Annotated in this window: 10 protein-coding genes; 5 read left to right on the forward strand and 5 right to left on the reverse strand. The window is 64.9% G+C overall.

Features of this window, described 5'->3' with window-relative positions:
- Positions 1-118: 118 nt before the first annotated feature.
- The 4 genes from ACK4S9_RS04295 to ACK4S9_RS04310 form a co-directional block, all read right to left on the reverse strand.
- On the reverse strand, positions 119-2,359 hold the full coding sequence (locus ACK4S9_RS04295; protein WP_409721932.1) for a RelA/SpoT family protein: 2,241 nt from the start codon (positions 2,357-2,359) through the stop codon (positions 119-121).
- Between the two features lie 198 nt (positions 2,360-2,557).
- Positions 2,558-2,761, reverse strand: a complete 204-nt coding sequence (gene rpoZ / locus ACK4S9_RS04300) for a DNA-directed RNA polymerase subunit omega (RefSeq protein WP_005665923.1) — start codon at positions 2,759-2,761, stop codon at positions 2,558-2,560.
- 54 nt (positions 2,762-2,815) lie between these two features.
- Positions 2,816-3,463: a guanylate kinase gene (gmk, locus tag ACK4S9_RS04305; RefSeq protein WP_409721937.1), complete on the reverse strand. Its 648-nt coding sequence runs from the start codon at positions 3,461-3,463 to the stop codon at positions 2,816-2,818.
- 170 nt (positions 3,464-3,633) lie between these two features.
- Positions 3,634-4,521: a YicC/YloC family endoribonuclease gene (locus ACK4S9_RS04310; protein WP_409721940.1), complete on the reverse strand. Its 888-nt coding sequence runs from the start codon at positions 4,519-4,521 to the stop codon at positions 3,634-3,636.
- Between the two features lie 134 nt (positions 4,522-4,655).
- On the opposite strand from ACK4S9_RS04310, the gene ACK4S9_RS04315 reads away from it, so the two are divergent.
- The 5 genes from ACK4S9_RS04315 to hemW all read left to right on the forward strand — a co-directional run bounded on the left by ACK4S9_RS04315 (position 4,656) and on the right by hemW (position 9,366).
- A complete protein-coding gene (locus ACK4S9_RS04315) occupies positions 4,656-5,636 on the forward strand; it encodes a serine/threonine-protein kinase (protein WP_409721943.1) in 981 nt (326 codons plus the stop codon).
- Positions 5,637-5,651: 15 nt separating this feature from the next.
- Complete coding sequence (locus ACK4S9_RS04320; RefSeq protein WP_409721946.1) at positions 5,652-6,578, forward strand: PP2C family protein-serine/threonine phosphatase; 927 nt, start codon at positions 5,652-5,654, stop codon at positions 6,576-6,578.
- 8 nt (positions 6,579-6,586) lie between these two features.
- Positions 6,587-7,321 (forward strand): ribonuclease PH, encoded by a 735-nt coding sequence (gene rph, locus ACK4S9_RS04325; RefSeq protein WP_409721949.1) that lies wholly within the window; start codon positions 6,587-6,589, stop codon positions 7,319-7,321.
- 219 nt (positions 7,322-7,540) lie between these two features.
- Entirely contained in the window at positions 7,541-8,134 is a 594-nt protein-coding gene (gene rdgB, locus ACK4S9_RS04330) for an RdgB/HAM1 family non-canonical purine NTP pyrophosphatase (protein ID WP_409721952.1), read from the forward strand.
- Positions 8,131-9,366, forward strand: coding sequence for a radical SAM family heme chaperone HemW (hemW, locus tag ACK4S9_RS04335; RefSeq protein WP_409721955.1), 1,236 nt, complete (start codon positions 8,131-8,133; stop codon positions 9,364-9,366). The genes rdgB and hemW overlap by 4 nt, the downstream gene beginning before the upstream one ends.
- Positions 9,367-9,514: 148 nt before the next feature.
- Here the strand turns inward: hemW and ACK4S9_RS04340 are convergent, their stop codons facing one another.
- A complete protein-coding gene (locus ACK4S9_RS04340) occupies positions 9,515-10,498 on the reverse strand; it encodes a M28 family peptidase (RefSeq protein ID WP_409721958.1) in 984 nt (327 codons plus the stop codon).
- Between the last annotated feature and the right edge of the window lie 191 nt (positions 10,499-10,689).

Genomic DNA, 10,689 nt, shown 5'->3' on the forward strand with positions numbered 1-10,689 from the left:
TATGGACAAGCTGATAATGAGCGCACGAATGGATGAGCTGTTTTCTGGCGCATGCAGCGTGCATGCGGGCGGCCGGGCCGGGCCAGCCGGGCGTCCGGCCGCGGCTGCCGTTCCGGTATCAGGAGCGCTCGCGCTCGACCCGGTTGACACCCGCCACCCGCCGCAGGTTGCGGATCAGCTGCGCCAGGTGCACCCGGTCCTTCACCTGGATCGTGAAGCGCAGCTGGGTCATCAGGTGTTCGTCGTCCTCGTCCATGCCGACATAGGTGATGTTGGCGTCGGACTCGCCGATCTCGGCCGCGACGCGCGCCAGGATGCCCTTCTCGTTGTTGATGAGCAGGCGGATGCGGCAGTCGAAGCGGCGGTTCAGTTCCTCGCCCCATTGCACGGCGATCCAGCGGTCCGGCTCCTTGGCGCGCACCCGCGCCGCCGGCAGGCAGTCCCTGGTGTGCACCACCAGGCCCTGGTCGCGGCGCAGCTGGCCGGTGATCTGGTCGCCCGGGATCGGCAGGCAGCAGGGCGCCAGTTGCACCGATACGCCTTCGCTGCCGTAGATGGTGACCGGGTCGATGTCGCTGGCAGGCAGGGGCAGGCTGGAAGGCTTGTGCTCGGGGTCGGCGTCCATCAGGCCGAAGATGTGGCGCGCCACCAGTTGCGGCATGCGCTTGCCGATGCCGATGTCGGCGTACAGCTCTTCCATCGACTTGGCCGAGGATTCGGCCAGCAGCTTTTCGATGGTCGCCGCGGGCAGTTCGGGATTGATGTTGCGCGCGGCCAGCGCCCCGGCCAGCAGTTCCTGGCCCAGCTCGACCGACTCGTTGACGTTCACCGTGCGCAGGTAGTGGCGGATCGCCGAACGCGCCTTGCCGGTACGGACATAGCTCAGCCAGGTCGGGCTCGGGCGCGATTCCGGATCGGTGACGATCTCGACGATGTCGCCGTTGTGCAGTTCGGTACGCAGCGGCTGGGTCTCGTTGTTGATCTTGACCGCCACCGTGTGGTCGCCGATGCCGGTGTGGATCGAGTAGGCGAAGTCGAGCGCCGTGGCGCCGCGCGGCAGGGCGATGATCTTCGACTTCGGCGTGAACACGTACACCGAATCCGGGAACAGGTCGACCTTGACGTGCTCGAGGAACTCGGCCGAGTCGCCGGTCTGCTGCTGGATGTCGAGCAGCGATTGCAGCCAGGCGTGGGTGCGCTGCTGCAGGTCCGACATGTTCGAGTCGCCGGTCTTGTACAGCCAGTGCGCCGCCACGCCGCTTTCGGCGGTGCGGTGCATGTCCTGGGTGCGGATCTGGAACTCGACCGGGGTGCCGTAGGGGCCGATCAGGGTCGTGTGCAGCGACTGGTAGCCGTTGATCTTGCGGATCGCGATGTAGTCCTTGAACTTGCCCGGCATCGGCTTGTACAGGGCGTGCAGGGTGCCGAGCGCCACGTAGCAGTTCGGCACCGTGTCGACCACCACGCGGAAGCCATACACGTCCAGCACCTGCGAGAACGACAGGTGCTTGTTGCGCATCTTCTTGTAGATGCCGTACAGGGTCTTTTCGCGGCCGTAGACCTCGGCCTGGATGCCGGCCGCGGCCAGCTGGGCCTTGACCGCCTCGAGGATTTTCTTGACCACCTCGCGGCGGTTGCCGCGCGCCGCCTTGATGGCCTTGGCCAGCGTGAAGTAGCGCAGCGGGTAGAGGTGGGCGAAGGCCAGGTCCTGCAGCTCGCGGTAGATGTTGTTCAGGCCCAGGCGGTGCGCGATCGGCACGTAGACTTCCATGGTCTCGCGCGAGATGCGGCGGCGCTTGGCCGGCACCATCACGCCCATGGTGCGCATATTGTGCAGGCGGTCGGCCAGCTTGATCAGGATCACGCGCACGTCCGAGGCCATGGCCAGCAGCATCTTGCGGAAGTTCTCGGCCTGGGCTTCGATCTGGCTCTGGAACTCGATCTTCTCGAGCTTGGACAGGCCGTCGACCATGTTGGCGACCTGGGCGCCGAAGCGCTCGATCAGCTCGTCCTTCTTGACGTCCTGGTCTTCGATCACGTCGTGCAGCAGCGCGGCCATGATGGCCTGGGCGTCGAGCTTCCACTCGGCGCAGATTTCCGCGACGGCGATCGGATGGGAGATGTAGGGCTCGCCCGACTTGCGGACCTGGCCGAGATGCATCTCGTCGGAGAAGCGGTAGGCTTCCTTGACCTTTTTCAGCTCGGCGGGGGTGAGGTAGTCGGACAGCTTGTTGATGAGCTGCGTGACCGAGGCGACGCCCGGGGCGGGCGCCGGCGCCTCGGCGTCTTTCGGTTTACCCGGACGCTTGGTCCGGGAAGGGGTGCCTGGATGGGTCGAATCCGGGGAAGACAAACTCATATGTAATATCGATCAGCCAGTGTAGGCACAGAATAACAGAATATCGATATGACGATTCCAGGTCCACTTACATGGGGGCTCGAGAAACCGTAGCGAGCGGCAGCGATGTTGGTTGAGAAGCGCAGCTGTACGAGCAGTACAGCGAGCATCGCAAACCGACAGCGCAACGCGCAGTAGGTTTATCGAGCCCCCAGGGTTTTACATCGGCACTTTCTTCAGCATCTCCAGGCCGACCTTGCCGGCGGCGATTTCGCGCAGCGCGACGACGGTCGGCTTGTCCTTGGCTTCGACCTTCGGGGTGTGGCCCTGCAGCAGCTGGCGTGCGCGATAGGTTGCGGCCAGGGTCAGCTGGAAGCGGTTCGGGACGTTCTTGAGGCAATCTTCGATGGTGATACGGGCCATGATTACTCCTGAATGACAATGTGCGACGACCTTGCGGCGCCGCACGCTGTTAAATTACAAATTTGGTTGTTGCGCGTGGATTCCCAGTTGGGCAAACAAGTCGGCGTTGCGCGCCGCCTGCTGGGCGAAACGGCAACGTGTCGCTTTGACAATCGCCTGCAGTTCCGCGAGGGCGACGTTGAACTCTTCGTTGATGATAGCATATTCGAACTCCGGAGCGTGAGCCATCTCCCCCCCGGCGGCCAGCAGGCGGCGGGTGATGATATGGGGCTCGTCGGTCCCGCGCTTGTGCAGGCGCTCCTCCAGGGCTTCGATCGACGGCGGCAGAATGAAAATGCCGGCCGCGTCGGGGAACTGCTTCTTCACCTGGCGCGCGCCCTGCCAGTCGATCTCCAGCAGGATGTCGGTGCCCAGTTTCATTTCCTGTTCCACGCTCAAGCGGCTGGTACCGTAGTAGTTGCCGTGGACTTCCGCCCATTCCAGGAATTCGCCGCGGTCGGCGCGCGAGACGAAGTCTTCCGCCGACGTGAAATGGTATTCGCGGCCGTCCTGCTCGCCCGGACGCGGCGGGCGGGTGGTGGTCGAGATCGACAGCTTGATGCCCGGTTCCAGCTTCAGCAGGGCGTTGACCAGGGTCGATTTGCCGGCGCCGGATGGGGCGGCGACGACGAACAGGCTGCCGGAGAGGGCGGGAGTGATCATATTCAATTCCTTGTTTGGTGCGTGGTGTTCATCATAACGTTGAACGCGTGGGCAAGAAACTTGCCCACCCTACGAAAAGCACATCGCCGTTCGTAGGGTGGGCGGGTTTCCCGCCCACGCGTTCAACTGTCGCTCGCACATTGTTGCGCGACGACAACAATCTATGTCAATTATTCGAGGTTCTGCACCTGCTCGCGCATCTGCTCGATCAGCAGCTTCAGCTCCATCGACGCATCCGCCAGCTCCTTGGCCGAGGCCTTCGCGCCCAGCGTGTTCGCCTCGCGGTTCAGTTCCTGCATCATGAAGTCGAGGCGCTTGCCGACCTGGCCGCCTTTCTTGAGGATGTGTCGCGTCTCATTGAGATGCGCCGACAGCCTCGACAGTTCCTCCGAGACGTCGATGCGGATGCCGTACAGCGTCACTTCCTGGCGAATACGCTCCAGCACTTCCTGGCGCGTCAGGGTCGACGGGTTGCCGTGTCCGGCCAGGCCCAGCGCATCCTGCATGCGCTCGACCGCCTTCTGCTGGAAGCCGTTGATCACCTGGGGAATGAGCGGGGTGATGCGCTTGACGATCGCTTCCATGGCGTCGATCCGCGACAGCAGCATCGCTTCGAGCGCCGCGCCTTCGCGCCTGCGGCTGTCGACGAAAGCGGCCACGGTGGTGGCGGTGAGGGCGGCCACATCAAGCTGCAGCGACTCCTGGCCGACGGTCGACTCTTCGATCACGCCGGGCCAGCGCAGCAGTTCGGCCACCGTCATCTGCGGCGCCTGGGCGAAATGTTTGGTGACTTCAGCCTGCAGGCGCGCGAGGTCGGCCAGCAGTTCCTGATTGAGCACTTGCGAGCCGCCCGCGGTCTTGCGGCCGAAGGACAAGCGCACCTCGACCTTGCCGCGCGTGATCGCCGCCATGATAGCGGCGCGCAAGTCGGGTTCCAGCGCGCGCAGCTCGTCGTTGATGCGGAACTGGAGGTCGAGGAAGCGCGAATTGACGCTCTTGATCTCGATCGTGAGGGTGCCGGCAGCGCTTTCGCTGGTGGCAACCGCATAACCTGTCATGCTTGAAATGCTCAAAGATTTCCCCGTCTTTTTTATTCTTTAGAACCCTCGAGAACCGTCAGGGGCTGATCGAGGTGGCCTTTACAAAGGCAACATTTATCCCACACAATCGCCCTGTTAAGCAAGGACTCTGAATGGCCGCACAGAATAATGCCCCCCTGCCTGATGGCCTGGAAATTGCCGGATATCGCATTGTAAAGAAAATTGCGTCCGGTGGGTTCAGTATTGTTTATCTGGCATATGACGGCGAGGGCAACGCGGTCGCCATCAAGGAATACCTGCCCAGCCAGCTCGCCCTGCGCGCGCCGGGTGAATTGGCCCCTAGCGTTTCCAGGCCCAACCTACCGGTGTTCCGCATCGGCCTGAAATGTTTCTTCGAAGAGGGGCGGGCGCTGGCCCGGATCGTCCATCCGAACGTGGTGCGGGTGGTGAACTTCTTCCGCGCCCACGAGACGGTCTACATGGTGATGGCCTACGAATCCGGCCACACCCTGCAGGACCACATCGCGCGCCTGCACGCCAAGGGCAGCCGCATGAACGAGACGGCGATCCGCCAGCTGTTCAAGGGCGTGTGCGCCGGCGTGCGCGAGGTCCACGCCAACAAGCTGCTGCACCTCGACCTCAAGCCGGCCAACATCTACCTGCGCCTGGACGGCTCGCCGCTGCTGCTCGACTTCGGCGCGGCGCGCCAGACCATCAACCTCGACGCGCCGATGCTGGCGCCGATGTACACCCCGGGCTTCGCGGCGCCCGAGCTGTACAGCCGCGCCGCCACGCTCGGGCCCTGGACCGACATCTACAGCATCGGCGCGGCCATGTATGCTTGCATGACGCGCTCCATGCCGCCCCCGGTCGAGGCGCGCAAGGAAGAAGACAGGACCGAGGCGCAGTTCGCCAGGCTCGCAGGCGGCTATTCGCCCGAACTGGTCGAGATGGTGCGTTCGTGCATGGCGCTCGATCCCTTGAGCCGTCCGCAGAGCGTGTTCGCGATGCAGAAGGTGCTGCAGGCGGCGCCGACGCTGGCGCCGCAGGCCGAGGACGAAGCGCCGCAGGCGCCGGCCGGGGGCTGGCGTGGACTGGCCGGACGTCTCGGCTTCGGCCGCAAAGCAAGCTAGAGCGAGGGAGCAAACATGCAGTTTTCCGTCTACCAGCAGACCCACATCGGCGGGCGCAAGGTCAACCAGGACCGCATGGGCTACAGCTTCACGCGCGATGCGCTGCTGCTGGTGCTGGCCGACGGCATGGGCGGGCACATGCGCGGCGAGATCGCCGCGACCATCGCGCTGCAGACGCTGTCGATGATGTTCCGCATGCAGGCCAGGCCGTATGTGAAAAAGCCCGAGCGTTTCCTGGAAGAGGCGCTGAACCAGGCCCACTGGGACATCCTGGCCTATGCGGAAAAACACAAGCTGCCGGAGACGCCGCGCACCACGGTGGTGGCCTGCCTGGTGCAGCACAACTGCGCCGTCTGGGCGCACTGCGGCGACTCGCGCCTGTACTGGGTGCGCCGCAACCAGGTGCTGGCGCGCACGCGCGACCATTCGCACCTGGAATACCTGATCGAGCGCGGCCGCGCCAGCGAGGCCGAGCGCAACACCCACCCGGACCGCAACAAGCTGTACAACTGCCTGGGCGCCGGCCAGGCGCCCCGGATCGACATCTCGCGCCAGGCCAGCCTCGAACCAGGCGATACCTTGCTGCTGTGCTCGGACGGCCTGTGGGCCATGCTGCCGGAGACCGAGATCGTGCACCGGCTGTCCACGTCCACCATCGTGCAGGCGGTGCCCGACATGGTGGCGATGGCCGCCGCGATCGGCGGCGCACGCGCCGACAACACCACGGCGCTGGCGATCACCTGGCAGGGCGCGGACCCGAAAGCGGGCCTGTCGCCCGGCGTGATCTCGACCCAGATGCTGCCGGAGGACGAGGTCAGCTCGACCATCGCCGCCGGCCAGCCCTTGCCCTCGGGGGCGGACGCCTTCGACGAGGACGAGATCGAAAAAGCGATTGCCGAGATCCGCGAGGCGATCGAGAAATCCTCCCAACTACTCAAATAAGGCTTCCCATGACGTTTGCACAACGCCCGAGCGGGCGCGCGGTTGACCAGCTGCGCAGCATCCGCATCACCCGCCAGTACACCAAGCACGCCGAAGGATCGGTGCTGATCGAGTGCGGCGACACCAAGGTGATCTGCACCGCCAGCATCGAAGACAAGGTGCCGGGCTTCCTGAAGGGCAAAGGGCAGGGCTGGCTGACGGCGGAATACGGCATGCTGCCGCGCTCGACGCACACCCGCATGGACCGCGAAGCCGCGCGCGGCAAGCAGACCGGCCGCACCCAGGAGATCCAGCGCCTGATCGGCCGCTCGCTGCGCGCCGCCTTCGACCTCGACGCCTTCGGGGAGCGCACCCTGCACCTGGACTGCGACGTGATCCAGGCCGACGGCGGCACCCGCACCGCCTCGATCACCGGGGCGATGGTGGCGGCCTACGACGCCTTTAGCGCGCTGGCGGGGCAGGGCCTGGTCGCGGCGGTGCCGGTGAAGCACTTCGTGGCGGCGATCTCGGTCGGCGTGTACCAGGGAACGCCGGTGCTGGACCTGGACTACGTCGAGGATTCGGCCTGCGATACCGACATGAACATCGTGATGACGGACCAGGGGCATTTCATCGAGGTGCAGGGCACGGCGGAAGGCGCGGCTTTCGATCGCGCGGGCATGAACCGCCTGCTGGACCTGGGGCAGCTGGGGATTACGGAGTTGATCAAACTGCAGAAGCAGTCGTTGGGCTTGGTTGGCTGACTCAATAACGCAGCTTCGATAAAAAACTTGGATTCCCGCCTGCGCGGGAATGACGTGCTGAGGACTGTGGCCACAAACACATGAACGTCGTTCCGGCGAAGGCCGGAACAATGCCACTGGCATTGTTCCGCCCAAGTTTGCAAGCGCAGCCACCGAAGCATGCTTTAGCCCAAAGCGCTAAAATACCCACCCTCCGCACCACCACACCTCCGAGCCCCCATGACCCAACGCCTGATCCTCGCCTCCAACAACGCCGGCAAACTGAAGGAATTCGCCCAGCTCCTCGCACCCATCGGTTTCGAGCTGCACCCGCAGGGCGAATTCGACGTCCCGGAAGCGGAAGAGCCCTTCGGCACCTTCGTGGAAAACGCGCTGGCCAAGGCGCGCCATGCGGCGCGCCTGACCGGCCTGCCGGCCCTGGCGGACGACTCGGGCGTGTGCGTCAACGCGCTCGGCGGCGCCCCCGGCGTCTACTCGGCGCGCTTCGCCGGCGAACCGAAGTCGGACGCCCGCAACAACGAGAAACTGGTCGCCGACCTCGCCAAGCACGCCGACAAGTCGGCCTATTACTACTGCGTGCTGGTCTACGTGCGCCATGCCGACGATCCGCAGCCCGTGATCGCCGACGGCCAGTGGCACGGCGAGATCATCGACACGGCACGCGGCGCCAACGGCTTCGGCTACGACCCGCATTTCCTGATTCCCTCGCTCGGCAAGACCACCGCCGAACTCGAGCCGAGCGTGAAGAACGCCCATTCGCACCGCGGCCAGGCCCTGCGTGCATTGGTAGAAAAACTGACACTAAATAAATGATCCCGATTAAAGTCGCAGGCCCGATGCCAGGGGAGCCGCGCTCTCCCGCCGCCACGGCCCTGCAATACCTGCAGCCGGGTGCCCTGAACCTGACTAGCCTGCCGCCGCTGTCGCTCTACATCCACTTCCCCTGGTGCGTGCGCAAGTGCCCGTATTGCGACTTCAACTCGCACGAGGCCAAGGGCGAGCTGCCGGAAAAGGAATACCTCGACGCCGTGCGCCTCGACCTGGAGCAGTCGCTGCCCATGATCTGGGGCCGCAAGATCCACACCATCTTCATTGGCGGCGGCACGCCCAGCCTGATGTCGGCCGCCGGGCTGGATCGCCTGATGTCCGATGTGCGCACCCTGCTGCCTCTGGCGCTGGACGCCGAAATCACGATGGAAGCCAATCCCGGCACCTTCGAGGCCGAACGTTTCAAGTCTTACCGGGAGAGCGGCATCAACCGCCTGTCGATCGGCATCCAGAGCTTCAACGGCGCGCACCTGAAGGCGCTGGGCCGCATCCACGACGAAGCCGAGGCGCTGCGCGCGGTGGAGATCGCCCGCTCGACGTTTGACAACTTCAACCTCGACCTGATGTTCGCGCTGCCGGGGCAGACCCTGGCCGAGGCGCGGCGCGACCTGGACACCGCCTTGTCCTTCGCCCCGCCGCACCTGTCGATGTACCACCTGACGATGGAACCGAACACGGTGTTCGCGAAGTACCCGCCGGTCCTGCCGGACGACGATACGAGCGCCGACATGCAGGACATGATCCTGGAGGCGACGGCCGCGGCCGGCTACGAACACTACGAAGTGTCGGCCTACGCCAAGCCCGGCAAGCGCGCCCAGCACAACTTGAATTACTGGGGCTTCGGCGACTACCTCGGCATCGGCGCCGGTGCGCATTCGAAGATCTCCTTCCCGCACCGCGTGCTGCGCCAGGCACGCTACAAGCAGCCGGCTTCCTTCATCGAGGCGGCCAGGCGCGGCAACCCGGTGCAGGAAGAGCACGAGATCGCGCGCGCCGACATGGGTTTCGAGTTCATGCTCAATGCCCTGCGCCTGACGGAAGGCTTCGATCCGAACCTGTTCGGCGAACGCACCGGCATGAGCATCAGCGCCATCGCCAGGGCACTGGACGAGGCGGAAGGCAAGGGCTTGCTCTACCGCGACCACAAGCTCATCAAGCCGACCGAGTTCGGGCAGCGTTTCCTGAACGACCTGCAGGAGATGTTCCTCGCCGGCTGACGGATGATATGCGGCCCCTGGAGGTTGTAGGGTGGACGGCTATGCCGTCCGCGCGTCCAACTCCCGGACACGCAGCGGCAACGCATACCGAAGCTGAGCGCGCGGAGTGATCTGGTCCAGTGGACCAGATCACAAAAAGCCGTCCACCCTACGTGCGCGCAGCACCCGCCAGCGACTCCATGGTCCGCGCCAGTCCCGTGACCACCCGCGCCATGCTCGCGTAGTCCAGCTTGTCCGGCGTATCCTCGGCCGTATGGTAGTAGGGGTAGCGCATGAAAGCGGTGTCGGTGATCATCAGGGCAGGGTAGCCGTGCCGGTTGTAGGATGAATGGTCCGACAGGGTCACGCCCATCACGTGGGCCGGTGCCGCCAGGCCCTCGGCCGGAAAGTCCGACCCTGCCTTGAACGCGGCCAGCGCCTGGCGCACCAGGGCCGAGGATTCGAGCGTGCCGACGAAGGCGATGAAGTTGCCGGTGCTCGGATAGTGCTTCTCCAGCCCCGGCGGCAGCTTCTGGCTGTTCTGCGCCTGCGAATACCAGCCGATCGTCTCCAGGATCAATGCCCCTTCCACATGGTGCCCGTGCTTCTTCAGGTCGCGGGCGTGCTGCATGCTGCCCATCTCCTCGCCCATGAACCAGGGCGGTTCCTCGTTCACGAAGAAGACGAACTTCACTTCGGTGCCGCGGCTCGGCTGCATGGTCTTGAGCAGGCGCGCCAGTTCGAGCACGGCGGCGGTGCCGCTGCCGTTGTCGTTGGCGCCCGGTGCGCCGCGCGCCGAATCGTAGTGGGCGCCGACGATGAAGATGCGCTCAGGCTTCGCGCCCGGCGCGGTGTTCGACACCGAGACCTCGATGTTGCGCACCCGCTGGCCGCCGGCCTCGTATTCCTGGCGGCGCAGGCTGTAGCCGTAGCCTTCCAGCGTGGTTTCGATGTGGCGCGCGGCCTGCTCGAGCGCGCGCGGCGTGGCGGTATTGTGTTCCTTCGCGGCGATGGCCTCGACGTGCGTGCGCAGGCGGGCGGACAAATCCGGCGTAGGGGCGGCGGAGTCGGTTTCCAGGGTCAGCGTCGCCAGTGCGATCGCAAGCAGGATCGCGATGAGGATTTTCCAGTGTGAGCGGGCGAATTTGCGCATGGCAGTCGGGCGGCGAGCCCCCAAGCGGTCATGGCTCCAGTGTAGCCATTTGCGCAAACCGGCAGCGCTTCAATTCCGCGCTTCAATTCAAACCATCGGGGTCCAAACCATCGGGGTCAGGTCTGACAATCGGACACGGGCTGAGCAATACAGCAAGCTAATGCTCGAGTTCGTGTCCGAATGTCAGACCT

Source organism: Massilia sp. (assembly GCF_046293535.1).
Taxonomy (GTDB): Bacteria; Pseudomonadota; Gammaproteobacteria; order Burkholderiales; family Burkholderiaceae_D; genus Telluria.